Source organism: Streptomyces flavofungini, from assembly GCF_014650815.1.
Lineage (GTDB): Bacteria > Actinomycetota > Actinomycetes > Streptomycetales > Streptomycetaceae > Streptomyces > Streptomyces flavofungini.
In genome coordinates this window covers 160577-187248 of sequence record NZ_BMVR01000008.1, presented here as the reverse complement: position 1 = coordinate 187248, position 26672 = coordinate 160577, and the positions used below count along the sequence as shown (strand labels likewise).

Below are 26672 nucleotides of genomic sequence, written 5' to 3'. Positions count from 1 at the left end.
CCTGACGTGCCCCCCTCAGAGCTTGCGCAGGCTCAGGCGCTGCACCTTGTGGTCGGGGCCCTTGCGGACGACGAGGGTGGCGCGGCCGCGGGTCGGGGCCACGTTCTCCAGGAGGTTGACCTTGTTGATGGTGCGCCAGGTGGTGCGGGCGTAGTCCAGGGCCTCCTCCTCGGAGACCTGGGTGTACTTGCGGAAGTACGAGGACGGGTTCTGGAAGGCCGTGGCGCGCAGCTTGCGGAAGCGGTTCAGGTACCAGCGCTCGATGTCCTCGGGGCGCGCGTCCACGTACACGCTGAAGTCGAAGTAGTCGGCGAGGCCCACGCGGGTGCGGCCGTCCTTGCCGGGCAGGGCGGGCTGCAGGACGTTCAGGCCCTCGACGATGAGGATGTCCGGGCGGCGGACGGTGAGGCGCTGGCCGGGCACGATGTCGTAGATCAGGTGCGAGTAGACGGGGGCTGTGACCTCGTCCTTTCCGGCCTTGATGTCCGCGACGAAGCGCGTGAGCGCTCTTCTGTCGTACGACTCCGGGAAGCCCTTGCGCGACATCAGGCCGCGGGCCTGCAGCTCCTTGGTGGGCAGCAGGAAGCCGTCGGTGGTGACCAGTTCCACGCGCGGGTGCTCGGGCCAGCGCGAGAGCAGGGCCTGCAGGAGGCGGGCGACCGTCGACTTGCCGACGGCCACCGAGCCCGCGACGCCTATGACGAACGGCGTACCGGACTGCGCCGCCTTCTCGACGGTGTCGCCCAGGAACGTGTTCAGGGCGCCGCGCAGGCCGTCCGTCGCGCCCACGTACAGATTCAGCAGGCGCGACAGCGGAAGATAGATGTCACGGACCTCGTCGAGGTCGATGACGTCGCCGAGGCCCCGCAGCTTCTCGACTTCGTCGGCTGTGAGGGGGAGCGGCGTCTTGTTGCGCAGCGCGCTCCACTCGGATCGGGTGAGGTCGACATAAGGGGTCGCCTCCGGCTTGTGCCGGTGGGCGCCCCGTGGCGCCTTCGAGGGCGCTGAGACCGAAGAGATCACATCCCATTGTTACGGCTGTTTGAACGGGGTGGCGGGTGGGGTGCGTCACCTTGGGCGCACGCGTCGTACACGTGGTACGCGTTCTGGGACATATCGGCACGTACGCTTCCCGACATGTGCGGAATCGTCGGATACGTCGGCTCGCAGTCGGCGCTCGAAGTGGTGCTCGCCGGGCTCAGACGCCTGGAGTACCGGGGATACGACTCGGCCGGGGTGGCCGTCCTCGCCGACGGCCAGATCGCCTCGGCCCGGAAGTCCGGCAAGCTCGTCAACCTGGAGAAGGCCCTGGTGGACGGGCCGCTCCCGGCGGGCGCCACCGGCATCGGCCACACCCGCTGGGCCACCCACGGCGGCCCCACCGACGCCAACGCCCACCCGCACCTCGACAACGCCGGGCGCGTCGCCGTCGTCCACAACGGCATCATCGAGAACTTCGCCGAGCTGCGGGCGGAGCTGGCCGGTCGCGGGCACGTCCTGACCTCCGAGACGGACACCGAGACCGTCGCCCACCTCCTCGCCGAGGAGTTCTCCGGCTGTGCCGACCTCGCCGAGGCCATGCGGCTGGTGTGCCGACGGCTGCAGGGCGCGTTCACGCTGGTCGCCGTGCACGCGGACGCGCCGGACGTGGTGGTGGGGGCGCGCCGGAACTCGCCCCTCGTCGTCGGCGTCGGCGAGGGCGAGGCCTTCCTCGCCTCCGACGTCGCCGCGTTCATCGCGCACACCCGGTCGGCCATCGAGCTGGGGCAGGACCAGGTCGTCGAGGTGCGCCGGGACGAGGTCGTCGTGACCGGCTTCGACGGGCGCCCCGCCGAGGTGCGGCACTTCCGCGTCGACTGGGACGCGGCCGCCGCCGAGAAGGGCGGGTACGCCTCCTTCATGCACAAGGAGATCGCCGAGCAGCCGCGCGCCGTCGCCGACACCCTCCTCGGCCGCATCGGCGCCGACGGCGCCCTCATCCTCGACGAGCTGCGCATCCCCGCCGCCGAGCTGCGCGAGGTCGACAAGGTGGTGGTCGTCGCCTGCGGGACCGCGTTCCACGCCGGGCTCATCGCCAAGTACGCCATCGAGCACTGGACGCGGCTGCCCTGCGAGGTGGAGCTGGCCAGCGAGTTCCGCTACCGCGATCCGATCCTGGACGCCCGCTCCCTCGTCATCGCCATCTCCCAGTCCGGCGAGACCATGGACACCCTGATGGCCCTGCGGCACGCCCGTGAGCAGGGCTCCCGCGTCCTCGCCATCTGCAACACCAACGGCTCCACCATTCCGCGCGAGTCCGACGCCGTGCTGTACACGCACGCCGGGCCCGAGGTCGCCGTCGCCTCCACGAAGGCGTTCCTGACGCAGCTCGTGGCCTGCTATCTGGTGGCGCTGTACCTCGGTCAGGCGCGCGGCACCAAGTGGGGCGACGAAGTCCTCGGCGTCGTGCGGGACCTGGCCGACATCGCCGGGGCCGTCGAGCGGGTCCTCGGTGACATGGAGCCCGTCCGGGAGCTCGCCCGGTCCCTCGCCGGGGCCGGGACCGTGCTGTTCCTCGGGCGGCACGTGGGATACCCCGTCGCCCTGGAAGGGGCCCTCAAGCTCAAGGAACTCGCCTACATGCACGCGGAGGGGTTCGCCGCCGGGGAGCTCAAGCACGGGCCCATCGCCCTGGTCGAGGAGGGGCTGCCCGTCGTCGTGGTGGTGCCCTCGCCCCGGGGGCGCTGCGTCCTGCACGACAAGATCGTCTCCAACATCCAGGAGATCCGGGCCCGGGGCGCCCGCACCATCGTGATCGCCGAGGAGGGCGACGACGCGGTGCTCCCGTACGCCGATCATGTGGTCCGGGTGCCCGTTACGCCTACGCTGCTTCAGCCCCTCGTGACCACGGTGCCGTTGCAGGTCTTCGCCTGCGAGCTGGCCGTGGCGCGCGGCAACGAGGTGGATCAGCCTCGGAATCTGGCCAAGTCGGTGACGGTGGAGTGAGCTTGTGATCATTGGGGTGGGGATTGACGTGGCCGAGATCGAGCGGTTCGCCGCCTCGCTGGAGCGGACGCCCGGCATGCGCGAACGGCTCTTCGTTCGGCAGGAGTTGTTCCTGCCCGGCGGGGAGCGGCGTGGGGTCGCCTCCCTCGCCGCCCGCTTCGCCGCGAAGGAGGCTCTTGCCAAGGCCCTTGGTGCGCCTGCCGGGCTGCGGTGGACCGATGCCGAGGTGTACGTCGAGGACAGTGGGCAGCCCCGGCTGCGCGTCTCGGGGACCGTTGCCGCGCGGGCCGAGGCGTTGGGGGTGCGGGGGTGGCATGTGTCGTTGAGCCATGACGCGGGGGTGGCTTCTGCTGTGGTGATCGCCGAGGGGTAGGGGTAGGGGTAGGGGGTTGGGGGAGGGGGCTGGGGTCTCTCTTTGAGGCGCGGGGTTCCCCCGTGCGGGAGACTTGGGGGATGCGTACTGCGTACTGCGTGGAGAGCGTCCGGGCCGCCGAGCTCGCGTTGATGGCCCGCGTGCCGGACGGCGCCCTGATGCAGCGGGCCGCCGCCGGGCTCGCCGTCGCCTGCGGGCAGTTGCTCGGCAAGGTGTACGGGGCTCGGGTCGTCCTTCTCGTCGGCAGCGGGGACAACGGCGGTGACGCCTTGTACGCCGGGGCTCGGCTCGCTCGGCGCGGGGCCGGGGTGACCGCTGTGCTGCTTGCTCCGGAGCGGGTGCACGGGGGTGGGCTGGCTGCGTTTCGGGGGGCTGGGGGGCGGGTTGTTGAGGCTGTTGCGGGGGGTGGGGACGGGGGGTCTGGGGGTTCCGGGGGCGCTGGGGGTGGTGTCTCGGGCTCTGGGGGTGGTGACGGGGGCTCTGGGGGTGGTTCCGGTGGTGCCGGGGGTGGTGTCTCGGGTGCCGCGCTCGCTGTGTTTGAGGGGGCTCGGCTTGTTGTCGACGGCATCGTCGGCATCGGTGGCAAGGGCGGGCTGCGGCCCGTTGCCGCCCCGCTCGTGCGTGCCGCCGAGGAGTCCGGCGCCCTGATCGTCGCCGTGGACCTGCCCAGCGGCGTCGACGCCGACAGCGGGCAGGTGCGCGGGGACGCCGTGCGCGCCGACGCGACCGTCACCTTCGGGACGTACAAGCCCGGTCTGCTCGTCGACCCCGGGCGGGAGCACGCCGGGGCCGTGCGGCTCGTCGACATCGGGCTCGGCGCTGAGCTCGCCCCGTACGACGCTCGGCTCGAGGCCCTGCAGTACGTCGACGTCGACCGGCTGTTGCCCGTGCCCGGCGCCGACAGTGACAAGTACCGGCGCGGGGTCGTCGGCGTCGTCGCCGGGTCCGCCCGCTACCCCGGCGCCGCCGTGCTCGCCGTCGCCGGTGCGCTGCGCGGTGGCGCCGGTGCCGTTCGCTACGTCGGGCCCGCCGCCGACGCCGTCGTCACCCGCTTCCCGGAGGCCCTGGTGTCCGACGGGCCGCCCGCCAAGGCCGGGCGGGTGCAGGCCTGGGTGGCCGGGCCCGGGCTCGGCGACGACGCCGCTCGGCTGCGCGACGTCGTGGACGCCGACGTACCCGTCCTCATCGACGCCGACGGGCTGCGGCTCGTCGACCCCGACGCCGTGCGGCGGCGTGCCGCGCCCACGCTGCTCACGCCGCACGCCGGGGAGGCGGCCGCGTTGCTCGGGGTGTCCCGGGCGGAGGTCGAGGGGGCGCGGCTCGACGCCGTGCGTGAGCTGTCCGCTCGGTACGTGGCCACGGTGCTGTTGAAGGGGTCGACCACGTTGGTGGCCTCGCCTGACGGGGGTGCCGTGCGGGTCAACCCGACGGGGACGTCCTGGCTGGCCACGGCCGGGAGCGGGGATGTGCTGTCGGGGCTTGCCGGGTCGTTGCTGGCCGCGGGGCTCGGGGCGCTGGACGCGGGGGCTGTGGGGGCGTTTCTGCACGGGCTCGCGGCGCGGCTCGCGGCTGAGGGGGCGCCGGTGGGGGCGCAGGACGTGGCGGACGCGGTGCCGTTGGCTTGGCGGGACGTGCGGGGGTAGGCCGGGGGTCCGCTGCGTCGTTGTCGTGTCGTTGCCGTTCTCGCTCCGTCCGCCCGTCCGCCCGTCCGCCCGCCCGTCCGCCCGTCCGTCCGCCCGTCCGCCCGTCCGTCCGCCCGTCCGTCCGTCCGCCCGTCCGTCCGCCCGTCCGCCCGTCCGTCCGCCCGTCCGCCCGTCCGCCCGTCCGTCCGCCCGCCCGTCCGTCCGTCCGCCCGCCCGTCCGTCCGCCCGTCCGCCCGTCCGCCCGCCCGTCCGTCCGCCCGCCCGCTCGTCCGGTGTGGTTGCGGTTCTCTCGCCTTCTTTCCGGTGGTGGGGCGGGGCCGTGCCGGTATGTCCGTGCTCGCGTGTGTGTCGTTCGGTACGTTTCGTGTACGTGCGTCGTGGTGGGCCGAGCTGCGCGCGGACATACCGGCACGTCCCCTCTGGTTCGGATGGCGGCGATCGGTTCGGTGGGGGTGCCGCGTTCGGCCTTCGGTTCGGTGGGGGTGGTGGTCCGGTGAGGGTGGTGGTCTGGCTTTGCTGTCGCGTCCCACCCTGTGGGCAATCGTTCTGCAGGGCGATGGGGGTACCTCCCTGCTCGAGCGAAGCCGAGAGCTTGGGGGAGGGTGGGCACAGCCCCGTCCCACGGTGGCTGTGGTGTTGGGGGAGGGGCGCCCCCGGCCGACGGGGGTCATGGTGTTGGGGGAGGGGGCCCCAAGCCTGCCGTGGCCTGGCGGGGGCGGGTGCCGGGCCCTGGCCAGGTCGGGCTCTGAGAGACTTGGGGGCGATGACTGAGACTGGACTGCCGCGCGTCCGCGCCGAGATCGACCTCGCCGCCCTGAGGGCCAACGTGCGTACCCTCCGCGCCCACGCCCCCACCGCCGCCTTCATGGCCGTGGTGAAGGCGGACGGCTACGGCCACGGCATGGTCCCGTGCGCCCGCGCGGCCGTGGAGGCGGGCGCCACCTGGGTGGGCACCGCCACCCCGGAGGAGGCCCTGGCCCTGCGCGCGGCAGGCGTCGGCAGCCGCCTGATGTGCTGGCTCTGGACCCCGGGCGGCCCCTGGCGCGAGGCCGTCGAGGCCGACGTGGACGTGTCCGTGAGCGGCATGTGGGCCCTGCGCGAGGTCACCGCCGCCGCCGGCGCGGCGCACCGCACCGCCCGCGTACAGCTCAAGGCCGACACCGGCCTCGGCCGCAACGGCTGCATGCCGGACGACTGGCCCGAACTGGTCGCCGCGGCGCTGCGCGCCGAGGCCGAAGGCCTGGTGAAGGTCACCGGACTGTGGTCCCACTTCGCCTGCGCCGACGAGCCGGGGCACCCGTCCATCAAGGGTCAGTTGGATGTGTTCCGGGAGATGGTCGCGTACGCGGAGGGGGCGGGCGTGCGGCCCGAGGTGCGGCACATCGCCAACTCGCCCGCCACCCTGACGCTGCCCGACTCCCACTTCGACCTCGTCCGGCCCGGCATCGCCATGTACGGCGTCTCGCCCAGCCCCGAGATCGGCACCCCCCAGGACTTCGGGCTGCGGCCCGTGATGACGGTCGCCGCCGCCCTCGCCTCGGTCAAGCACGCCCCGGCCGAGCACGGCGTGAGCTACGGCCACCACTACACCACCCCCGTCGCCACCACCCTCGGCCTGGTCCCGGCCGGGTACGGCGACGGCATCCCCCGGCACGCCTCCGGTTCCGGACCCGTCCTGGTCGGCGGCAAGTGGCGGACCGCCGCGGGCCGTATCGCCATGGACCAGTTCGTGGTCGACCTGGGCGGTGACGAGCCGGAGGTCGGGTCGGAGGCGGTGCTCTTCGGGGCCGGTGACCGGGGCGAGCCGACCGCCGAGGACTGGGCCCGGGCGGCCGGCACCATCGCGTACGAGATCGTGACCCGCATCGGTTCACGTGTTCCGCGCGTCTATGTCGACGAGCGACGAAGCGGCAGCGACGACTGAAGAGGAGCGGCACGTGGGCGAGGGCAGTACGGGGGCGGCCGCCGCGGACCTGGTGGCCGAAGTGGCCGAGGCCGCGGGGTCGGCGGGCAGCAACTGGCGGCGGGCCGGAATCGCGGGCGCCGCGATAGGAGTCATCGCGGCGGGCGCCGCGGCCGGCGTCGCCATCGAGCGCATGACGGTCGGGCGCGGCATGCGCAAGAAGGCCCGCCTCGCCCTCGACGCCTCCGGGCCCTACGGCTCGCTGCGCGGCATGCCCGGCAAGGCCTGCGCCGACGACGGCACCGAGCTCGCGTACGAGGTCGATGAGGTCGAGGACACCGGGAGTGCGGGCGGCGGCGGTCCGGGCGGCGAGGCTCCGCGGCGGCGGCGGCTCTTCGGGCGCAAGGCTCCCGATCCCGTCACCCTCGTCTTCAGCCACGGCTACTGCCTCAGTCAGGACTCCTGGCACTTCCAGCGCGCCGCGCTGCGCGGCGTCGTGCGCTGCGTCTACTGGGACCAGCGCTCCCACGGCCGCTCGGGTCGCGGCATGGCCCAGATCCACGACGACAAGCCCGTCTCCATCGACCAGCTCGGCCGGGACCTGAAGGCCGTCATCGACGCCGCCGCGCCCGCCGGGCCGCTGGTGCTCGTCGGCCACTCCATGGGCGGCATGACGACGATGGCCCTCGCCGACCAGTTCCCGGCGCTGATCCGGGACCGCGTCGTCGGCGTCGTCCTCATCGGTACGTCCTCCGGCAAGCTCGGCGAGGTCAGCTTCGGGCTTCCCGTCGCGGGCATGAACGCCGTCCGGCGCGTCCTGCCCGGCGTCCTGAAGGCCCTCGGTTCGCAGGCCGACCTCGTGGAGAAGGGGCGTCGCGCCACCGCCGACCTGTTCGCGGGCATCATCAAGCGCTACTCCTTCGCCTCCAAGGACGTCGACCCCGCCATCGCCCGGTTCGCGGAGCGGCTCATCGAGTCCACGCCGATCGACGTGGTCGCGGAGTTCTACCCGGCGTTCGCCGAGCACGACAAGGCCGAGGCCCTCGCCCACTTCGCCGGGCTGCCGGTGCTCGTGCTCGCGGGCGACAAGGACCTCGTCACCCCGAGCGAGCACAGCGAGGCCATCGCGGACCTGCTGCCGGACGCCGAACTCGTGCTCGTCCCCGACGCCGGGCACCTGGTGATGCTCGAACACCCCGAAGCCGTCACCGACCGCATCGCCGATCTGCTGGTCAGGGCCAGAGAACAGGCCCGCAGCGCCGCCATGTGAGGCGCCGGGCGCGGTGTCGGCCGGGCCGGGGCGGGTGCGTCGAGCGGCTAACGTTTCCGTCATGGAAGCACCGCACAGCCCGGCCCCCGCCACCACGCTCCGGCTCACCGTGAACTCCCCCGAGCAGATGGGCGAGTTGGGCCGCCGCCTCGCCAAGATCCTGCGCCCCGGAGACCTCGTCATGCTCACCGGCGAGCTGGGCGCGGGCAAGACGACGCTCACCCGCGGGCTCGGGGAGGGCCTCGGCGTACGCGGCGCCGTCACCTCCCCGACCTTCGTCATCGCCCGCGTCCACCCGTCCCTCGGCGACGGTCCGCCGCTGGTCCACGTGGACGCGTACCGCCTGGGCGGCGGGCTCGACGAGATGGAGGACCTGGACCTCGACGTGTCCCTGCCCGACTCCGTGATCGTCGTCGAGTGGGGCGACGGCAAGGTCGAGGAACTGTCGGAGGACCGGCTGCACGTCCTCATCCACCGCGCTGTGGGAGATACCTCGGACGAGGTACGCGAGGTGACGCTGCGCGGGATCGGGGCGCGGTGGGCCGGGGCGGATCTCACGGTTCTCTCCGCCTGAGGGTGGCGCGTCTCTCCGCCTGAGGGTGCGGCGCGGGGGTCCCATCGACGGTCGAGGGCCCGCGGGCGTTCCCGTGGTGACGGGTTCTCGTCGGTTCGACCGAACTTTCCGACAAGCCGTCGGCAAGATGTTGCGCGCCGAGCGTCGTACGTGGTCACATGGATACCAGGTACGGGTTAGGTCTACCTAACCACGTCTGCCCCCGGAGCCCCAGGAGGCGTCCATGCCGGCTTCAGAACGTGATGCGCAGCCCCAGCCGCACGGGCTTCCGGCGCGGCCGGCGCCCTCCCACGCGTACTCGATGAGCGATCTGCTGGCGTCCTGCGCCGCCGCGAGCGCGGTCTCCACGCCGCCCGCGGCCCCGCAGACGACGACGCACCCGGCAGTCGGGCACACGGACGAGCGGCACCGCGACGCGGCGTGAGCCGGGCGGTCCGAGCTGGGCCTGGCTGTGCCGCGGCAGGGCGGACCAGGGTCTGTCCGATGGGTGTCCCCCCGGCGCGCGGCACGCCCCGGTGCGCTAGCGGACTACGACGACCTTCGTCTTCCACAGCGCGAAGTCCCACATCACGTTGCCGTCCTCGCGCGAGGACCGAATGCCGCCGGTCTTCTTCGCCGGGTCCGGCTTCTGCGTCGAGCCGCTGAGCGCCGCGCTGAACCCGATCGCTATGCCGTCGACACTCGCGAACCGCACCACGTGCTCGATCTGCACGCCGTCGGACCCTATGACCTGGCCCGTCCGCGAGCCGACGGTGTACGACCCGGGCGTGGGGTCCACGGTGCTCGGCGTGACCCGGTACGTGCGCTTCACCTTGCCGGACTCCCCGACCAGCCACACCCGGTCACCCGCGAGGGAGTACACGACGCGCTTGCCGGTGCCGGACCCGGCGGGCAGCTTCAGCGGGTCGCTCTTGTCGTTGGGGGAGCGCGAGGGGGCCGTCGGGGACTTGTCCGGGCGGGCGTTGAGGTCGTCCGGGGCGTTCGCGGAGGCCTGGTAGGCGAGGAAGCCGACCACGCCGAGCGCCGCCGCGGTGAGCCCGGCCACGAATCCCGAGCTGCTCCTTGACACCTGGCCCACCTCTCCTACGTACGGCTATGGGGTGACGGTAGCAGCAGCCGCGGCCCGTGCCGGGGCGGCCGTGCGCCGGGCGTCGGAGCCGTAGGCTGTTTGCGTGCTCTTGCTCGCTCTGGATACCGCCACCCCCGCCGTCACCGTCGCCCTGCACGACGGCACGGCCTCCTTCGGAACAGTCGCCGAATCGAGCCAGGTCGACGCCCGCCGCCACGGCGAGCTGCTGCTGCCCGCCGTGGACCGCGTCCTCGCCGAGGCCGGCCTCCGGCTCGACGCGGTCACGGACATCGTCGTCGGCGTCGGCCCCGGCCCCTACACGGGGCTGCGCGTCGGCCTGATGACCGCCGACACCTTCGGCCTCGCGCTCGGCGTCCCGGTGCACGGGGTGTGCACCCTCGACGGCCTCGCGTACGCGTCCGGCATCGAGGACGGCCCGTTCGTCGTCGCGACGGACGCCCGCCGCAAGGAGGTCTACTGGGCGCGGTACGAGGACGCCCGTACGAGAGCGAGCGGTCCCGCCGTCGACCGGCCCGCGGACATCGCGGACGAGGTGGCGGGGCTCCCCGCCGTCGGCGCGGGCGCGCTGCTCTACCCGGACACCTTCCCGGACGCGCGCGGCCCCGAGCACGTGTCGGCCGCCGCGCTCGCCGCGCTGGCGGCGGAGCGGCTGGCCGCGGGCGCGGAGCTCCTCGAACCCCGCCCGCTGTACCTGCGCCGCCCGGACGCGCAGGTCCCCAAGAACTACAAGGTGGTCACGCCCCAGTGACCACCGTGCCGCCGAAGACGCCGCCCACCGCCGTCGTACCGCGCGAGATGCGCTGGTGGGACATCGACGCCGTGCTCGCCCTGGAGAAGGAACTCTTCCCGGACGACGCCTGGTCGCGCGGCATGTTCTGGTCCGAGCTGGCGCACGCGCGCGGGCCCGGCTCCAGCCGCCGCTACCTGGTCGCGTACGAAGGCGACCGCCTCGTCGGCTACGGCGGCCTCGCCGTCGCCGGTACGGACTCCGACGGCGGCGCCGCGGTGGCCGCCGACGTGCAGACCATCGCGGTCGCCCGCGACCACTGGGGCACCGGCCTCGGCGCGTGCCTGCTCACCGAACTGCTGCGGCACGCCACGGCCTTCGAGGCCACCGAGGTGATGCTCGAAGTACGGGTGGACAACACCCGGGCGCAGAAGCTATACCAGCGCTTCGGCTTCGAGCCCATCGGCTTCCGCCGCGGCTACTACCAGCCGGGCAACGTGGACGCGCTCGTGATGCGCCTGTCCGATCCGTCCGCCGTACCGGACTGCGCCGTGAGCGGCACGACCGGTGACGGGGCCGACGCCACCGACACGGCCGACGCGGCCGACAGCACGACCGACAGCACGACCGAGGGCCGGAACGCTGGTCCTCTGAACGGTGTACAAGGAACCGGGATCCATGGCTGACTCACGCGACGAGCCGCTCGTACTGGGCATCGAGACCTCCTGCGACGAGACGGGTGTCGGCGTCGTCCGCGGCACGACGCTGCTCGCGGACGCGGTCGCCTCCAGCGTCGACGAGCACGCGCGCTTCGGCGGCGTCGTGCCCGAGGTGGCATCCCGCGCGCACCTGGAGGCGATGGTCCCCACCATCCAGCGCGCCCTGAAGGACGCCGGGGTGGCGGCCTCCGACCTGGACGGCATCGCGGTCACGGCGGGGCCCGGCCTCGCGGGCGCGCTGCTCGTCGGGGTCTCGGCGGCGAAGGCGTACGCGTACGCGCTCGGCAAGCCGCTGTACGGCGTGAACCACCTGGCGTCGCACATCTGCGTGGACCAGCTGGAGCACGGGGCGCTGCCGGAGCCGACGATGGCGCTGCTGGTGTCCGGCGGCCACTCCTCGCTGCTCCTGTCGACCGACATCACCTCCGACGTCCGGCCGCTGGGGTCGACCATCGACGACGCGGCGGGCGAGGCCTTCGACAAGATCGCCCGGGTCCTGAACCTGGGCTTCCCCGGCGGTCCGGTCATCGACCGCTACGCCCGCGAGGGCGACCCGGCCGCGATCGCGTTCCCGCGCGGTCTGACGGGGCCGCGCGACGCCGCGTACGACTTCTCCTTCTCGGGCCTGAAGACCTCGGTGGCGCGCTGGATCGAGGCGAAGCGGGCCGCGGGGGAGGACGTGCCGGTACGGGACGTGGCGGCGTCGTTCCAGGAGGCCGTGGTCGACGTGCTGACCCGCAAGGCCGTGCGGGCCTGCAAGGACGAGGGGGTGGACCACCTCATGATCGGGGGCGGGGTGGCCGCCAACACGCGGCTGCGGGCGCTGGCACAGGAGCGGTGCGAGCGGGCGGGGATCCGGCTGCGGGTGCCTCGGCCGAAGCTGTGCACGGACAACGGGGCGATGGTCGCCGCGCTCGGCGCGGAGATGGTCGCCCGCAACCGGGCGCCTTCCGACCTGGGGCTTTCGGCGGACTCGTCGCTTCCGGTGACGGAGCCGCATGTGCCGGGCGCGGGCGCCCACTCCCACGATCACGACCACGTGCACGAGGTCAGCAAGGACAACCTCTACTCATGAGCGTCGCGTTGATGTGGGAGGCGCGGGCGGCCGAGGGCCGGGGCCCGGACCTGATCGCCTGGGCGCGGGCCCAGACCCTGACGCCCGCGCCCCCGCGCCGGGAGACCTTCCAGGCCCCGCAGGACCGCGTCCTCGTGATCACCTGGTGGGACGCGGCCTACGACGCCGACCTGCCGGAACTCGCCGATCCGCCCGCGGAGTTGGCGGCCCGGCCGCCTCACCGGTGGCGGTTCGAGTCCCTCGGCCAGGGCTGACCGGGCCAGGGCTGACCCCCGTACGCCCCGGTCGGCGAGCGGTCCTGCGCGGCCCTGAGCATCGCGATCACCACCACCGCCTGGAGCGGGATCGTGGCGAACGGCGTCAGGATGAGGAGCGTGCCGACCGTCGTGTCCCAGTAGAGGTCGAAGCCGTCGTCGAAGGCCGGGACCAGGGTGCGGATGTCGAAGTAGGTCGAGACGAGCGCCAGCGTGAGCGCGGCGCCGCGGGCTCCCGTGCGCCCGGCGAGCAGCAGCAGGCCGACGAGCAGTGGCGCGACCACCAGGGCCAGGGTGTAGAAGGGCTGGGGGAGCGGCAGGCCGCGTGAGGCGTCGACCGCCGCCCGGAAGAAGTCGCCCGCGTCGGCGCCCGGCATGCTGCCGATGAAGTAGACCTCGTCCTGGGTGAGCGTGTAGATCAGCCAGCTCACCTCGATCGCGCCGCTCAGGAGCAGCGCGATGCCGGCCGCCACGAAGGCCGGGCGGTGGCGGTCGGTGCCGGGGCGCGGGTTGTGGAGGTCGCCGTGCGGGGCGTACGCGGGCGGCGGCGGGGCGTCGGCGTACGGGGACTGCGGCGGGTGGGCCGGGTACGCCGGCGCGGCCGGGGCGCCGTCCGCCGAGCCGTGGGTGCGGGCGACGACCGCCCACATCGCGCACCCCAGGGCGACGCCCGTGAACCGGAAGGTGAGCAGCGCCTTGCCGTAGCCGATCTCGGTGATGAGGTCGCCGTACTCGTCCGAGGCCATGAGGCCGATCAGTTCCCGCAGGCCCAGGCAGATCAGGAGCGTGGCCAGCAGCGCGAGGCCCCCGCGCGCGACCCGGCGGCGCCCGAGCGCGAGGGCGCCGACGACGACGGCGGCCACGAGGAACCCCCAGTCGTAGTGGGTCTGCGCCACCGGCGTGAGGAACTGCCGCGGGTCGTACAGGGCCTTGAAGGTGAACCTGGAGAGCGAGTTGTCGACGGCGTCCTGGGCCTCGTACGTGATCCAGATCGTCGCCGTGAGCGCGTAGAGCAGGACGGCCGCGCCGATCCACTGGAGTGCCGGTGCGTCGCGTGGTGCGACGCGGCCCCGTAGGTACTGCCCCGGTATGCCCTGTCCTGCCCCGCCCTGACCCAGCACGGCCATGCGTGCCCCCCGTTTCCGTATTCCGTTGTTCCGTCTTCCGTCTTCCGGCGTCGGTCGGTGCGTCGCGCGTGCCGCGCAGGGCCCTGTGTAGCCGGTGGGTGACCGTGCTGTCTACGGCGAGTCGGGTTGCGGGTGCGACGGTGCCGGGGGCCGGGGGGCGGTGGCCCGGGCGAGCAGGCCGTCCACCACCGCGCCGAGTTGGTCGGCGAAGTCGTAGGCCTCGCGGAGCTCCGTCCAGCGGGAGGCCAGGGGGGCGACGTGGGGCAGTTCGGCGGTGTCGGCGTCCGTGAGGGTGTCGGGGAAGTAGCGCTTGCGGTCGGGCTCCGCGGCGCGGCGCGACATCGCGTTCCGGAAGGCGAGGTCGCCGTACACACAGTGCCAGACGGTGCGGTACGCGTGCGCGGCCTCGACGGGGGAGAGGCCGCAGGCGACGCCCGCGCCGATGATCTCGTCGACCATCCACATCGCGCCCTTGTCGCTGAGGTCGCCGAGGCTCAGCACCTCCACCACCCAGGGCAGCTCCAGCAGGATGCCGCGCATGTGCAGGGTCACGGCGAGCAGCCGGTCGCGGGGGTCCGCGGGCAGCTCGGGGCGGGGCAGCGTCGCGGCCGTACCGGCCAGGGTGAGCATCAACAGCTCGTCCTTGTCGCGCACATGGTGGTACAGCGCCATGGGCGTGGCGCCGACCTCCTTGGCGACGCGCCGCATGCTGAGCGCGGCGACGCCCTCCTCCTGGAGGATGCGCCGGGCCACGCCGACGATCGCCTCCGGCTCGATCCGCCGGGGCCGCCCGACGCGCCGCTTCGGCCCGGCCGCGCCGGGTTCGCCGGGGGCGGGTTCTGGACGTCCGGGGTCTTCGCCGTTCGCTTGCGCTGCCACGTGCCCATTGTCCCGTCCGGCCGCCCGTGGCCGACCTCCGGGGCCTCGGGCCGGTCAATTTCCGTACACGTATAGCTAATTTCTATACGCGTATAATAATCTGCGACGCATGACGCACTCGCCCACCGGCGGTCCGCCCTCGCGCGGCCCGCTGCTGCTCCCCGTCCTCCTGACCGTCCAGTTCCTCGTCTCCCTGGACATGTCGGTCGTCAACATCGCCCTGCCCGACATGGGCGCCGATCTGGGCTTCGCGCCCGAGTCGCTGACCTGGGTCGTCAACGCGTACGCGCTCGCCTTCGGCGGACTGCTGATGCTCGGCGGCAAACTCGCCGACCTGGTGGGGCGCAGGCGCACGCTGGTCGCCGGGTTCGTGGTGTTCGGGGCCGCGAGCCTCGTCGGGGGGCTCGCGCAGAGTCCGGGGCAGCTGATCGCGGCGCGGGCGGTGCAGGGGGCGGGCGCGGCAGCCCTCGCGCCGGTGGCGCTCGCGCTGATCACCGTCCACTACGCGGCGGGGCCCGCGCGGGCCCGGGCGCTCGGCCTCTGGGGCGCGTCCGGCGCGCTCGGCGGTGCCGTCGGGATCATGGCGGGCGGACTGCTCACCGACTGGGTGGGCTGGCGCTCGGTGATGCTGATCAACGTCCCGGTGGTGCTGGTGGCGCTCGCGGCGAGCCGGTCCGGCATCCCGGCGGACCGGCGCACGGCGACCGCAGCGCGCCTGGACGTGGCGGGGGCGCTCCTGGTCACGGCGGGTACGAGCGTGCTCGTCCTCGGCCTGGTCCGCACCGAGACCCACGGCTGGGGCTCGGCGGCGACCGTGGGCACGCTCGCCGCGGCGGCCGTCCTGCTCGTGGCGTTCTGCGCGGTCGAGCGGCGCGGCGAACGGCGCGACTGCGGGCCCCTGCTCCGCCTCGGCCTGCTCGCGCACCGCCCCGTCCTGTCCGCGAACGTCTTCGCGCTCCTGATGTCCTCGGGCCAGTTCGCCGCGTTCTACTTCACCTCGCTCTACCTCCAGGACGTCATGGCGTACGGCCCCACGCGCGCCGGAGCGGCCTTCCTGCCGTTCTGCGCGGGCGTCGTCGTGGGGACGGTCGTCGCCACCCGCACCGTGGGCCGGGTCGGGGCGCGGGCGCTGCTCGTGGCGGGCGGGCTGCTCGGCGCGGCCGGGTTCGCGTGGTTCGCGCTGGCCGTCGAGGCGGGCGGCACGTTCGTCGGCTCCGTCCTCGGCCCCTCGCTGGTGGCCAGCGTCGGCATCGGCATGTGCTTCGTACCGCTCGGCACGGCGGCGACGTCGGGGGTCGCGGCGGGGGAGACCGGCATGGCGTCCGGGCTGCTCAACACCTCGCGGCAGCTCGGCGGTTCGATCGGGCTCGCGGTGCTGGTGACGGTGGCGTCGAGTGCGACGGGGGCGGACGGGGGGCCGGGGGCGCTGGCGGAGGGGTACGCGGCGGCGTTCGGGGTGGCGGCGGTGCTGCTGGTGGGGGCGGCCGTGGGGGCGGGGGTGCTGCATGGAGGGCGTGCGCGACCTGCGGAAACGGCCACGTCCGAAGAAACTTCGAAGAATCTCGGCGAGCGTGTCGATCCGGCTGTCTCCCGTTCGACGCAAGGGTGAGAGGCGAGGAGAGCCCCCGCCCGCAGCCTGAACGGAGACACGGCCATGCCGCGCTACCTGACCATGATCCGCATCGACGAGACCGACGTGCCCGAGGGCGGCCCCAGCCCCGAACTGCAGGAGCGCATGGGCAAGCTCTTCGAAGAGATCACCAAGGCGGGCGCGCTGGTCGACACCGCGGGCCTCGCGCCGACCTCGGAGGGGGCCAGGGTGCGCTGGGAGAACGGCAGCCTCTCCGTCACCGACGGGCCGTTCACCGAGGCCAAGGAGGTCATCGGCGGCTACACCATCCTCCAGGCCAAGGACCGGGCCGAGGCGATCGAGTGGACGAAGCGCTTCCTGAAGGTCCACGAGGAGTACTGGACGATCACGGTGGAGGTCAGGGAGATCTCGGAGCCCGACTTCCCGGAGGCGGGGGCCTGACCTTCTTTGCGGGGACGTGGTGGGGGTGCTCTGATGTGTGGCCGTGGACCACGCGCCCGAGCACCCCCGACGCACCGACGGCCCCGACGGCACGCAGGACGCCGACGGCGCCGGTGGGGCTGGTGGGGCCGGTGGGGCCGGTGGGGCCGACCGCACCATCGAGACCGTCTTCCGCATGGAGGCCCCGCGCGTCATCGCCGGTGTCGCGCGGATCGTACGAGACGTCGGCATCGCCGAGGAGCTGGCGCAGGACGCCCTCGTGGCCGCCCTGGAGCGGTGGCCGGAGTCCGGCGTGCCCGACAACCCGGGCGCCTGGCTCATGGCCACCGCCAAGCACCGCGCCATCGACCTCGTCCGCCGCCGGGAGCGCTACGCGCGCAAGCTCGCCGAGGTCGGCCGGGACCTGGAGTCCGCGCCGCCGCACCTCGACGAGATCCCCGGCCTCGTCGAGGATCCCGACGCCATCGACGACGACCTGCTGCGCCTCGTCTTCACCGCCTGCCACCCCGTCCTCTCCGCCGAGGCCCGCGTCGCCCTCACCCTGCGCCTGCTCGGCGGCCTCACCACCGCGGAGATCGCCCGCGCGGTGCTCGCCCCCGAGGCGACCGTCGCCCAGCGCGTCGTCCGCGCCAAACGCACCCTCGCCACCAGGAACGTCCCCTTCGAAGTCCCCTACGGGCCCGACCGCGAGGCCCGCCTCGGCTCCGTCCTCGACGTCATCTACCTCATCTTCAACGAGGGGTACGCGGCCACGGCCGGGGACGACTACGTGCGGCCCGCCCTGTGCGAGGACGCCCTGCGGCTCGCCCGGCAGCTCGCCTCCCTCATGCCCAAGGAGCCCGAAGTGCACGGGCTCGTGGCGCTGTTGGAGCTCCAGGCCTCGCGTACCGCCGCGCGGACCGGGCCCGGTGGGGAGCCGGTGCTCCTCAAGGACCAGCGCCGGGGGCGGTGGAACGGGCTGCTGATCCGGCGGGGGTTCGCCGCGCTCGGGCGGGCCGAGGAGGTGGCCCCCGGGGCGCACGGGCCGTACGTCCTGCAGGCCGTGATCGCCGCTTGTCACGCCCACGCGCGCTCGTACGACGAGACGGACTGGGTTCGGATCGCCGCGCTGTACGGGCTGTTGGCCGAGCGGGCGCCGTCCCCCGTCGTCGAGCTCAACCGGGCCGTCGCCGTCTCCATGGCCGAGGGGCCGGAGCCCGCGCTCGCCCTCGTCGACGCCCTCGCCGCCGAACCGGCACTCCGCTCCTACCACTTGCTCCCCAGCGTCCGGGGTGACCTCCTCGTCCGGCTCGGGCGGGTCGCGGAGGCGCGGGCGGAGTTCGAGCGGGCGGCGGGGCTTGCGCACAACGCGCGGGAGCGGGAGCTGTTGCTGGGGCGGGTGGAGGAGTGCGGGGGTTAGCCCTGCGGGGCTTTTCCCCCCGAGACATGTCGCCGGTGCAGCAATGTTTTCAGCCCGTCCGGCGTTTGAGGACGAGGCGCGGAGCGCCGATCAGCGGGGGTCCGGGGGCGCGGCCCCCGGTTCGGGAAGGGGCGGGATTGGGGGCTACGCAGCCGCGCCCCCCGTCGGATGGCCCACCAGCATCGTGGGCGCGCCCCCGACCCGGGTGAGGAACACCGTGGCGGTTCCGGGCCCCTGGGGCTTCACCTTGCGGCGGAGTTCCTCGGGCTCGACGGCCGACCCCCGCTTCTTGACGGTGAGGATGCCGACCCCCCGCTCCCGCAGCAGCGCCTTCAACTTCTTGACGTTGAAGGGCAACTGGTCGGTGATCTCGTAGGCGGCGGCGTAGGGCGTGGCGACGGCGGCGTCGGACGTGACGTACGCGATGGTCTCGTCGATGAGCCCGCCACCGACGCGCGCGGCGACCTCGGCGACGAGATGGGCGCGGATGACGGCTCCGTCGGGTTCGTACAGGTAGCGGCCGACGGGCCGGACGGCCGGGTCGGGGAGCATCGTGGCGAGGGGGGAGGCGAGGGTGTCCCCGGCGGGCAGCAAGGTGGCCCGGTGCGAGCCGGGCACCCCGGCGCCGAACCACAGCACGGCCTCCTTCACGTCACCCCCGTCCGAGATCCACTCGGCCTCGGTCTCGCCGGGCACGGCGTCGTGCGGAATGCCGGGGGCGATCTTGAGGGCGGCGCGCGGCGCCTTGCGGGCGGCCTCGACGGCCCAGGAGAGGGGCGGCGAGTACGCCTCGGGGTCGAAGATCCGGCCGCGCCCACCGCGCCGCGCGGGGTCGACGAAGACGGCGTCGTACGGGGAGGTGTCGACGTCCGTGACGTCGGCCTCGCGGACCTCGATGAGCTCGGCGAGCCCCAGCGCCTCCGCGTTGGCGCGCGCGACCGCGCAGGTCAGCGGGTCGCGGTCGACGGCGAGGACCGAGATCCCGGCGCGCGCGAGCGCGATCGCGTCGCCGCCGATCCCGCAGCAGAGGTCGGCGACGCCGCGTACGCCGAGGTCCTGGAAGCGCCGCGCGCGGTACGTCGCCACGGTCGTGCGTGTGGACTGCTCGACGCCGTTGGGCGTGAAGTACATGCGGGCGGCGTCGGCCGCGCCGAACTTCGGCACCGCCCGCTGCCGCAGCCGCGCCTGCGCGAGCGCTGCGGAGACCAGGTCGGCGGGGTGCTCGCGGCGCAGCCGGGTGGCCACCGCCAGCTCCTGGCTCGGTTCGACATCGCGTACGGCGTCGAGGAGACTGCGGCCCTCGTCGGTGCGGAGCGCGGCGAAGGAGGCAAGCGGATCGTTCACGTCGCCCATTGTGGGCCAGTCGGTGGAAGGTGCGCGTACGGCGGCGGTGTCGGCCCCGTACAGGGCGCCTGAGCTGCGAGGATGCGGCGCCATGCGACTAGTACGACAAAACGAACAATGCGGTCATGAGGGCGGGCGGGGCGAGCGGCGCGGATGGCGCGGACGGCGCGGGCGCGGCCGGGTCGCCGCCCTGGCCGTCAGCGCCGCCGTCGTCGCCACCGCGATCGCCTCCGGCTGCGCCGCCGACGGCGACGAGCGGGGCGGCGCGGGCGCCCACGGCCAGCAGCCGCAGCTCGGCCCGCCCGCCCAGGCGCTGCGGGACTACGCCGACGCGCTGCGCGCCCAGCAGGCCGCGCGGGCCGCGGCGGCGAAGCGCTGGGGGCTCGCGAGCGCCCCGCTGGCAGCGCCCCCGGCGCCCGCCGTCAAGCCCCGCATCACCACCCGCAAGGGCTTCGAGGTCGAGGGGCAGGCGCAGTTGCCGCCGGTGTTCACGACCGTCCCGACCAAGGACAAGGTCGTCTTCCTGACGGTCGACGACGGGGCCGAGAAGGACCCGGCGTTCCTGCGGATGATGAGCGACCTGAAGCTGCCGTACACCGCCTTCCTCAGCGACTACCTGGTCAAGGAGGACTACGGCTACTTCAAGCGGATGCAGAAGCGTGGCGTCGTACTGAACAACCACACGCTCAACCACCGCTATCTGCCGGGCCTCTCCTACGAGGGCCAGCGGCGCGAGATCTGCGGCATGCAGGACGTCATCCAGAAGCGGTACGGGAAGCGGCCCGAGCTGTTCCGGCCGCCGTACGGGAACTACAACCGCGACACTCTGCGCGCCGCCAAGTCCTGCGGCGTCAAGGCCGTGCCGCTGTGGGCGTCCGAGGGCTTCGCCCGGCACATGGAGTGGCGCGAGTGGGACAAGGACCTGCACCCGGGCGACATCATCCTCACGCACTTCCGGGGGCGCGAGGACTGGAAGGGCACCATGCCCGACATGGTCCGCACGGTGTTGAAGACGGTCACGGCCAAGGGGTACGCCGTGGCGCGGCTGGAGGACTACCTGTGAACCGACCCGCGCGGGGCCGACCCGCGCGGGCCCGGGTGGCGGCGGCCGCGGTGGGGGCGCTCGCCCCCGTGCTGCTGCTGACCGGCTGCGCGCAGTCGGTCGACCCGATCGAGCGCCTCGGCCGGAAGGCGGCGCAGAAGCTGCCGCCGCGGAAGGGGGCGGCGGGGCCTACGCGGGTGCCGTCGGGGCCGGGGGTGTCTGTTGCTCCGGCTCCGGGGGTGTCGGTTCCTCCCGCTCCGGGGGTGCAGGGTCCTCCTGCTCCGGGGGGCCTGCCCGCTCGGGGGCCGAGTGTGTCCCCGGGCCGGTCGAGCCCGGCGACTCCGGCGAGCCCGTCGAGTGGGTCGAGCCCTTCGCCGAACTCTTCGCCGAGCCCTTCGCCGAGCGTGGAACTTCGCGGTCCGGGGTGACGTTCTCCCGGTGGGAGCACGGGTGCTGGGGGCGCGTCCGTGTGAGCGGCGCATAAGCCGAACTGGCACTCCGCTTGACCGAGTGCTAATCGTCGTCCTAGTCTCGGGCCTGGCACTCCCCACTGGAGAGTGCCAACAGCGACGGGCAGGTCCGGCACCCGCGACGACGGATCCACCTGGTCGCCACCTCAGATCAGTTAACCCCGCGAGATCTCCGAAGGGGGAGGTCGGATCGTGACGACCGCCAGCTCCAAGGTTGCCATCAAGCCGCTTGAGGACCGCATCGTGGTCCAGCCGCTCGACGCCGAGCAGACCACGGCCTCCGGCCTGGTCATCCCGGACACCGCGAAGGAGAAGCCCCAGGAGGGTGCTGTCCTCGCCGTGGGCCCGGGCCGCTTCGAGAACGGCGAGCGCCTGCCGCTCGACGTGAAGGTCGGCGACGTCGTGCTCTACAGCAAGTACGGCGGCACCGAGGTCAAGTACAACGGTGACGAGTACCTCGTCCTCTCGGCCCGCGACGTGCTCGCGATCATCGAGAAGTAGCCGTACGGCTTCACCTGCAGATTTGCTTTCCGCTGCGCCCCTGGTCACCCCGCTGATTGCCGGGCGGCGAGGGGCGCGGCGCGTTTGCCGCACATTTCCCGGGGGCTCCCCCCGGACCGAGTCTCCGAGAGGGCTGAACCGCTCCCATGGCGAAGATCCTGAAGTTCGACGAGGACGCCCGTCGCGCCCTCGAGCGCGGCGTCAACAAGCTTGCCGACACGGTCAAGGTGACGATCGGCCCCAAGGGCCGCAACGTCGTCATCGACAAGAAGTTCGGCGCCCCCACCATCACCAACGACGGCGTCACCATCGCCCGTGAGGTCGAGGTCGAGGACCCGTACGAGAACCTCGGCGCGCAGCTCGTGAAGGAGGTGGCGACCAAGACCAACGACATCGCGGGTGACGGCACCACCACCGCCACGGTGCTGGCCCAGGCCCTGGTCAAGGAGGGCCTGCGCAACGTAGCCGCCGGTGCCTCCCCGGCCGCCCTGAAGAAGGGCATCGACGCCGCGGTCAAGGCGATCTCCGAGGACCTCCTCGCCACCGCCCGTCCGATCGACGACAAGTCCGACATCGCCGCCGTGGCCGGGCTCTCCGCCCAGGACCAGCAGGTCGGCGAGCTCATCGCCGAGGCGATGGACAAGGTCGGCAAGGACGGTGTCATCACCGTCGAGGAGTCCAACACCTTCGGCCTGGAGCTGGACTTCACCGAGGGCATGGCCTTCGACAAGGGCTACCTGTCGCCGTACATGGTGTCCGACCAGGAGCGTATGGAGGCCGTCCTCGACGACCCGTACATCCTGATCCACCAGGGCAAGATCTCCTCCATCCAGGACCTGCTGCCGCTCCTGGAGAAGGTCATCCAGGCCGGTGCCTCCAAGCCGCTGCTGATCATCGCCGAGGACGTCGAGGGTGAGGCCCTGTCGACCCTGGTCGTGAACAAGATCCGCGGCACCTTCAACGCCGTCGCGGTGAAGGCCCCGGGCTTCGGCGACCGCCGCAAGGCCATGCTCGGTGACATCGCCACCCTCACCGGCGGCACCGTCATCGCCGAGGAGGTCGGCCTCAAGCTCGACCAGGTCGGCCTGGACGTGCTCGGCACCGCCCGCCGCGTCACCATCACCAAGGACGACACGACCATCGTCGACGGCGGCGGCAACTCCGCCGACGTCGAGGGCCGCGTCAACCAGATCAAGGCCGAGATCGAGGCCACGGACTCCGACTGGGACCGCGAGAAGCTCCAGGAGCGCCTCGCGAAGCTGGCCGGCGGCGTGTGCGTCATCAAGGTCGGCGCCGCCACCGAGGTGGAGCTGAAGGAGAAGAAGCACCGTCTGGAGGACGCCATCTCCGCGACCCGCGCCGCGGTCGAGGAGGGCATCGTCTCCGGTGGTGGCTCCGCGCTCGTCCACGCCGCGAAGGTCCTCGAGGGCAACCTCGACAAGACCGGCGACGAGGCCACCGGTGTCGCCGTCGTCCGCAGCGCCGTCGTCGAGCCGCTGCGCTGGATCGCCGAGAACGCCGGCCTCGAGGGCTACGTCATCACCACCAAGGTGGCGGAGCTGGACAAGGGCTTCGGCTTCAACGCCGCCACCGGCGAGTACGTCGACCTGGTCAAGGCCGGCGTCATCGACCCGGTCAAGGTGACGCGCTCCGCCCTGGAGAACGCCGCGTCCATCGCCTCCCTGCTGCTCACGACCGAGACCCTGGTCGTCGAGAAGCCGGCCGAGGAAGAGGCTGACGCCGGTCACGGCCACGGGCACTCCCACTGAGCTGTGACCTGAGCCGCTCCGAGCCGACCTGAGCTCGGACGAAGGTCCGGCATCCCGTCGCGGGATGCCGGACCTTCGGCGTTTCCCGGCTCCGCGGCCGCCGGGAGGCGCGGTTTCGGCTCCGCGGCTGCCGGGGGCACGGCTGCCGGGTTTCCCGGTGTTGCCGAGTGCGGGTCGTGGTCCGTCCTCGCGCAGTTCCCCGCGCCCCTTCGGGGCACTCCTCCCGCAGGCCGCCCCTCCTTCCGCGGGGCGTGTCTACTTCGGGCCGTACTTTCTGCCCGTCCTCGATGTCACGCCGCCGAGCAGTCCCCTCGGGGTCAGCTTCACCACGCCCATCAGGGTCTTGTACCTGGGGTCCGGGATGGAGAGGGACTTGCCGCGGGACAGGTCGGCCAGGGCCGCCGTGACCAGCTTGTCGGCGTCCAGCCACATCCACTTGGGGATGTTGTCCGTGCCCATGCCCGCCCGCTCGTGGAACTCCGTGCGGACGAAGCCGGGGCACAGCGCCATCAGCCGCACCCCCGTCCCCGCCAGGTCCCGCGCCGCGCCCTGCGTGAACTGCACGACCCACGCCTTGGACGCGCCGTACGTCCCGCGCGGCACGAACGCCGCCACCGACGCCACGTTGACCACACCGCCGCGGCCCCGCTCCCGCATGGCTCCCGTCGCCGCCGACGTCAGCCGGAGCACCGCCTCGCAGTGCACCTTCAGCATCGTCAGCTCGTCGGCGAGCGAGACCTCCAAGTAGCGGCCCTTGTTGCCGAAACCGGCGTTGTTGATCAGCAGGTCGACCCCGTCGCGGCGGCGGGCGAGGCGTTCCTCGACGGCCGTGATGCCGTCCTCCGTGGCGAGGTCGGCGGTCAGCACCTCCGCCTCGATGCCGTGCCGGTCGTGCAGTTCGGTCGCCTGCTCCCGCAGCCGCTTCGTGTCGCGTGCCACCAGGACCAGGTTGTGCCCGTCCCCGGCCAGCCGCCGCGCGAAGGCGGCGCCGATACCGGCGGTCGATCCTGTAATCAGAGCCGTAGTCATGGACCAAGGCTAGTGAGCATCAGTGCCCGCTGTGCCCCGCGGACGGCGTGCCCGCCCGCTGGCCCTTGTCGACGACCACGAACTGCCCCATCATTCCTCCGTCCTCGTGGCTCAGCAGATGGCAGTGGTACATGTACGGCGTCTTGGGATCGGCGGGGCCCTCGAAGCGCAACGCCAGCTTCATCGTCGTGCCGTTCGGCAGGAACACCGTGTCCTTGGGGCCGCGCAGCTCGGGCGGCGGCGGGCCGTCGTTCACCTCCAGGACCCGGAACTGCACATCGTGCACATGGAAGTTGTGCGGCATGCCGTTGTGGTTGCGGACGGTCCAGGTCTCGGTGGCGCCGCGCGTGACCACCTCGTCGATCCGGTCCATCCGCATCGCCCGGCCGTTGATCCCGGACCTCTTCAGGTCGAAGAACCGTGCCCGGCTCGCCCCTTCCCCGTCCGGCACCTCCAGCTCGCCCAGTTCCGCGGGCAGCGCGGGCGACGGCCGCAACCGCTCGGCGGCCCGCAGTTGCAGCACGTCGAACGAGTCGTCACCCCCGCTGAACCGGCGATGCCAGGCGGTCCCGTAGTTGTCCTGCGGGAAGCTGCGCAGCACGGTCCGCTCACCCGCCCGCATCCGCACCACGATCTCGGCACGCTCACCCGGCGACAGCTGTATCCGCTCCATCCGCGCCGGCCGCTCCAGCGCGCCGCCGTCCGTCCCGACCAGGGAGAAGGCCCGGTCGTCCGGGAAGCCGAAGTCGTATGTACGCGCCGTCGAGGTGTTCAGGAGCCGCAGGCGTATGAGTTCGTCGCCGACCTCGCGGTACGGCTGGAGGGTGCCGTTGACCATCGTCCGGTCGCCGAGGAAGCCGACGTCGCGCAGCATCTTGTGGCCGTGGTCGAACTTCGCGCCGTCGAACTTCACGTCCTGCACGATCACCGGCAGGTCGTCGACTCCGTACTTCTTCGGCAGTGCGAGGCGTCTGCTCCGCTTGTCGTCGAGGAGGAACATCCCCGCGAGGCCGCGCTGGACGTGCTTCTCCGTCGCGCCGTGCGGATGCGGGTGGTACCAGAGCGTCGCCGCGGGCTGGTCCACCTTCCACCGAGGGCTCCAACTGCCGCCCGGCCGGACCATCTGGTGCGGGCCGCCGTCCATCTTCGCGGGCAGGTGCATGCCGTGCCAGTGCACGGTCGAGGCCTCGTCCAGACCGTTCCGTATCCGCACGCGGACCTTCTCGCCGCGCTCCGCGCGCAGGGTCGGGCCGAGATAGTCGCCGTTGAAGCCCCATGTCGGCGTCCTGCGACCGGCCTTGAACTCCTTCTCGCCCGCCCGCATGCGCAGGTCGAAGACGCGGGTGCCGTCCTTGGTCACGTGGGACTCGGCCAGCGGCGGTATCGCCAGGGCGTTGTCGAACGGCTCCTTGCCGACAGTGCTGATCTCGGCGTCCTGCCACAGCCACAGCAGCCCGCCGCCGAGCGCCAGCGCGACGACGGTGACGAAACTGCCGAGAATGATGAGGACCCGCTTGAGCCGGGGCCTGCCGAGCCGGAACTTGCCTGTGAGTCGGGACATGATTCGAGATTCGTGGCTCGTGCCGCCCCGAGGTATTGGGGACGCCCCCCACCCGACCCCGAATCAACTCCCGCCTGCCCCTAGGGACTTCCCCGATGCCGCCGGGCCCGAGGCGCCTTCCTGTTGCCCCGGCGGTGCGTCCGCCTGCCCCGGCGGTGCGCCCGCGCCGCTCAGGCGCCCTGCGCGCCGTACTTCGCCACGTACGAGCGCGCCTTCTTCGCCGTCTCGGGGTGCAGCGCGTCACCGGCGGCGAGCAGGGACGGCAGGAGCGCGCGCTCCGTCGTCACGGCCCGGAACTGCAGGGCGACGGTGACCTCGTGGTCCGGGCGGTGCACGATCTCGACCGCGTCGCCCGCCTGGATCGCGCCCGGTTCGAGCACCCGCAGATAGGCGCCCGGCAGCAGGTTCTGCGTGAATCGCCGCACCCAGCCCTGCTCGCCCACGTGGCCCTGGAACGTACGGCACGGAATGCGCGAGGAGGTCACTTCGAGGAGCAGGTCGGGGCCGACGCGCCAGCGCTCGCCGATCCGGGCGCCGTTCACGTCCACGCCGGACGTCGTGAGGTTCTCGCCGAAGCCGCCGTTGCGCAGCGTCCGGCCGAGCAGCCGCTCCCACGCGTCGAGGTCCTCCCGGGCGAAGGCGTACACCGCCTGGTCGTTGCCGCCGTGGTGGCGCAGGTCGCAGATGGTGTCTCCCGCGAGGCCGCTGCCGCCGGTGCCCTTGGGGCCCGGCGCCGACACCCGGACGGCCCCGTCGACGGGCTGCTTGTCGATCCCGGTGCTGCCGCCGGGCGTGTCGGTGTAGTCGACGGACTTGGGCCGGCCCACATTCACGGAGAGAAGCTTCATACGGCCAGGCTAAGCGAGCGCTACTCAAAGCGGCCACGCATTATTGGGCGTCGAACCC

Annotated in this window: 25 protein-coding genes; 17 read left to right on the top strand and 8 right to left on the bottom strand. The window is 72.9% G+C overall.

Annotated features, from left to right (window positions below; genetic code table 11):
• Nucleotides 1–15: 15 nt before the first annotated feature.
• On the bottom strand, nt 16–1023 hold the full coding sequence (gene coaA / locus IE274_RS22205; protein WP_190117614.1) for a type I pantothenate kinase: 1008 nt from the start codon (nt 1021–1023) through the stop codon (nt 16–18).
• Between the two features lie 114 nt (nt 1024–1137).
• Between coaA and glmS the strand changes: the two genes are divergently transcribed.
• The 7 genes from glmS to IE274_RS22170 all read left to right on the top strand — a co-directional run bounded on the left by glmS (nt 1138) and on the right by IE274_RS22170 (nt 9172).
• Nucleotides 1138–2985, top strand: coding sequence for a glutamine--fructose-6-phosphate transaminase (isomerizing) (gene glmS / locus IE274_RS22200; RefSeq protein WP_190117613.1), 1848 nt, complete (start codon nt 1138–1140; stop codon nt 2983–2985).
• A 7-nt stretch (nt 2986–2992) separates the two neighbouring features.
• Nucleotides 2993–3358, top strand: coding sequence for a holo-ACP synthase (locus IE274_RS22195; protein WP_229909744.1), 366 nt, complete (start codon nt 2993–2995; stop codon nt 3356–3358).
• 80 nt (nt 3359–3438) lie between these two features.
• Nucleotides 3439–5001, top strand: coding sequence for an NAD(P)H-hydrate dehydratase (locus IE274_RS22190; RefSeq protein WP_190117611.1), 1563 nt, complete (start codon nt 3439–3441; stop codon nt 4999–5001).
• A gap of 763 nt (nt 5002–5764) precedes the next feature.
• The gene (gene alr, locus IE274_RS22185) at nt 5765–6925 is read left to right on the top strand and encodes an alanine racemase (protein WP_190117610.1); all 1161 of its coding nucleotides are present in this window, start codon (nt 5765–5767) and stop codon (nt 6923–6925) included.
• 13 nt (nt 6926–6938) lie between these two features.
• Nucleotides 6939–8174: an alpha/beta fold hydrolase gene (locus IE274_RS22180; protein WP_190117609.1), complete on the top strand. Its 1236-nt coding sequence runs from the start codon at nt 6939–6941 to the stop codon at nt 8172–8174.
• A gap of 61 nt (nt 8175–8235) precedes the next feature.
• Nucleotides 8236–8748, top strand: a complete 513-nt coding sequence (tsaE, locus tag IE274_RS22175; protein ID WP_190117608.1) for a tRNA (adenosine(37)-N6)-threonylcarbamoyltransferase complex ATPase subunit type 1 TsaE — start codon at nt 8236–8238, stop codon at nt 8746–8748.
• Nucleotides 8749–8971: 223 nt separating this feature from the next.
• A complete protein-coding gene (locus tag IE274_RS22170) occupies nt 8972–9172 on the top strand; it encodes a hypothetical protein (protein ID WP_190117607.1) in 201 nt (66 codons plus the stop codon).
• Nucleotides 9173–9268: 96 nt separating this feature from the next.
• Here the strand turns inward: IE274_RS22170 and IE274_RS22165 are convergent, their stop codons facing one another.
• Nucleotides 9269–9817, bottom strand: a complete 549-nt coding sequence (locus IE274_RS22165; protein ID WP_190117606.1) for a hypothetical protein — start codon at nt 9815–9817, stop codon at nt 9269–9271.
• Between the two features lie 103 nt (nt 9818–9920).
• On the opposite strand from IE274_RS22165, the gene tsaB reads away from it, so the two are divergent.
• Genes tsaB through IE274_RS22145 form a run of 4 tightly spaced genes read left to right on the top strand, consistent with a single transcriptional unit; the run spans nt 9921 to nt 12613 of the window.
• A complete protein-coding gene (gene tsaB / locus IE274_RS22160; protein WP_190117605.1) occupies nt 9921–10586 on the top strand; it encodes a tRNA (adenosine(37)-N6)-threonylcarbamoyltransferase complex dimerization subunit type 1 TsaB in 666 nt (221 codons plus the stop codon).
• A gap of 47 nt (nt 10587–10633) precedes the next feature.
• Nucleotides 10634–11251 carry a ribosomal protein S18-alanine N-acetyltransferase gene (gene rimI / locus IE274_RS22155; protein WP_190117807.1) on the top strand — a complete coding sequence of 206 codons (618 nt, stop codon included), beginning with the start codon at nt 10634–10636 and terminating at the stop codon, nt 11249–11251.
• Complete coding sequence (gene tsaD, locus IE274_RS22150; protein ID WP_190117604.1) at nt 11244–12359, top strand: tRNA (adenosine(37)-N6)-threonylcarbamoyltransferase complex transferase subunit TsaD; 1116 nt, start codon at nt 11244–11246, stop codon at nt 12357–12359. The genes rimI and tsaD overlap by 8 nt, the downstream gene beginning before the upstream one ends.
• Complete coding sequence (locus IE274_RS22145; protein ID WP_190117603.1) at nt 12356–12613, top strand: hypothetical protein; 258 nt, start codon at nt 12356–12358, stop codon at nt 12611–12613. The genes tsaD and IE274_RS22145 overlap by 4 nt, the downstream gene beginning before the upstream one ends.
• Here the strand turns inward: IE274_RS22145 and IE274_RS22140 are convergent.
• Nucleotides 12577–13740, bottom strand: coding sequence for a hypothetical protein (locus tag IE274_RS22140; protein WP_190117602.1), 1164 nt, complete (start codon nt 13738–13740; stop codon nt 12577–12579). The two genes, IE274_RS22145 and IE274_RS22140, sit on opposite strands and share 37 nt — an antisense overlap.
• 111 nt (nt 13741–13851) lie before the next feature.
• Entirely contained in the window at nt 13852–14619 is a 768-nt protein-coding gene (locus tag IE274_RS22135; RefSeq protein ID WP_190117601.1) for a TetR/AcrR family transcriptional regulator, read from the bottom strand.
• A gap of 109 nt (nt 14620–14728) precedes the next feature.
• On the opposite strand from IE274_RS22135, the gene IE274_RS22130 reads away from it, so the two are divergent.
• The 3 genes from IE274_RS22130 to IE274_RS22120 all read left to right on the top strand — a co-directional run bounded on the left by IE274_RS22130 (nt 14729) and on the right by IE274_RS22120 (nt 18050).
• On the top strand, nt 14729–16228 hold the full coding sequence (locus IE274_RS22130) for an MFS transporter (RefSeq protein ID WP_190117600.1): 1500 nt from the start codon (nt 14729–14731) through the stop codon (nt 16226–16228).
• Nucleotides 16229–16273: 45 nt separating this feature from the next.
• Complete coding sequence (locus IE274_RS22125; protein WP_190117599.1) at nt 16274–16651, top strand: YciI family protein; 378 nt, start codon at nt 16274–16276, stop codon at nt 16649–16651.
• Nucleotides 16652–16826: 175 nt separating this feature from the next.
• Nucleotides 16827–18050: an RNA polymerase sigma factor gene (locus IE274_RS22120; RefSeq protein WP_229909742.1), complete on the top strand. Its 1224-nt coding sequence runs from the start codon at nt 16827–16829 to the stop codon at nt 18048–18050.
• Nucleotides 18051–18194: 144 nt separating this feature from the next.
• Here IE274_RS22120 and IE274_RS22115 read toward each other — a convergent pair whose 3' ends face one another.
• Nucleotides 18195–19403 (bottom strand): class I SAM-dependent methyltransferase, encoded by a 1209-nt coding sequence (locus tag IE274_RS22115; protein WP_190117805.1) that lies wholly within the window; start codon nt 19401–19403, stop codon nt 18195–18197.
• Between the two features lie 82 nt (nt 19404–19485).
• Here IE274_RS22115 and IE274_RS22110 point away from each other — a divergent pair, with 82 nt between their 5' ends.
• The 3 genes from IE274_RS22110 (at nt 19486) to groL (ending at nt 23176) form a co-directional block, all read left to right on the top strand.
• On the top strand, nt 19486–20457 hold the full coding sequence (locus IE274_RS22110) for a polysaccharide deacetylase family protein (protein ID WP_190117598.1): 972 nt from the start codon (nt 19486–19488) through the stop codon (nt 20455–20457).
• Between the two features lie 641 nt (nt 20458–21098).
• Nucleotides 21099–21407, top strand: coding sequence for a co-chaperone GroES (gene groES, locus IE274_RS22105; RefSeq protein WP_004955293.1), 309 nt, complete (start codon nt 21099–21101; stop codon nt 21405–21407).
• Nucleotides 21408–21553: 146 nt separating this feature from the next.
• The gene (groL, locus tag IE274_RS22100; protein WP_190117597.1) at nt 21554–23176 is read left to right on the top strand and encodes a chaperonin GroEL; all 1623 of its coding nucleotides are present in this window, start codon (nt 21554–21556) and stop codon (nt 23174–23176) included.
• Between the two features lie 255 nt (nt 23177–23431).
• Here groL and IE274_RS22095 read toward each other — a convergent pair whose 3' ends face one another.
• From IE274_RS22095 to IE274_RS22085, 3 genes are all read right to left on the bottom strand, one after another.
• Nucleotides 23432–24205: an SDR family NAD(P)-dependent oxidoreductase gene (locus tag IE274_RS22095; protein ID WP_190117596.1), complete on the bottom strand. Its 774-nt coding sequence runs from the start codon at nt 24203–24205 to the stop codon at nt 23432–23434.
• Nucleotides 24206–24224: 19 nt separating this feature from the next.
• Entirely contained in the window at nt 24225–25766 is a 1542-nt protein-coding gene (locus IE274_RS22090) for a multicopper oxidase family protein (RefSeq protein WP_190117595.1), read from the bottom strand.
• A gap of 170 nt (nt 25767–25936) precedes the next feature.
• Entirely contained in the window at nt 25937–26614 is a 678-nt protein-coding gene (locus IE274_RS22085; protein WP_190117594.1) for an MOSC domain-containing protein, read from the bottom strand.
• Between the last annotated feature and the right edge of the window lie 58 nt (nt 26615–26672).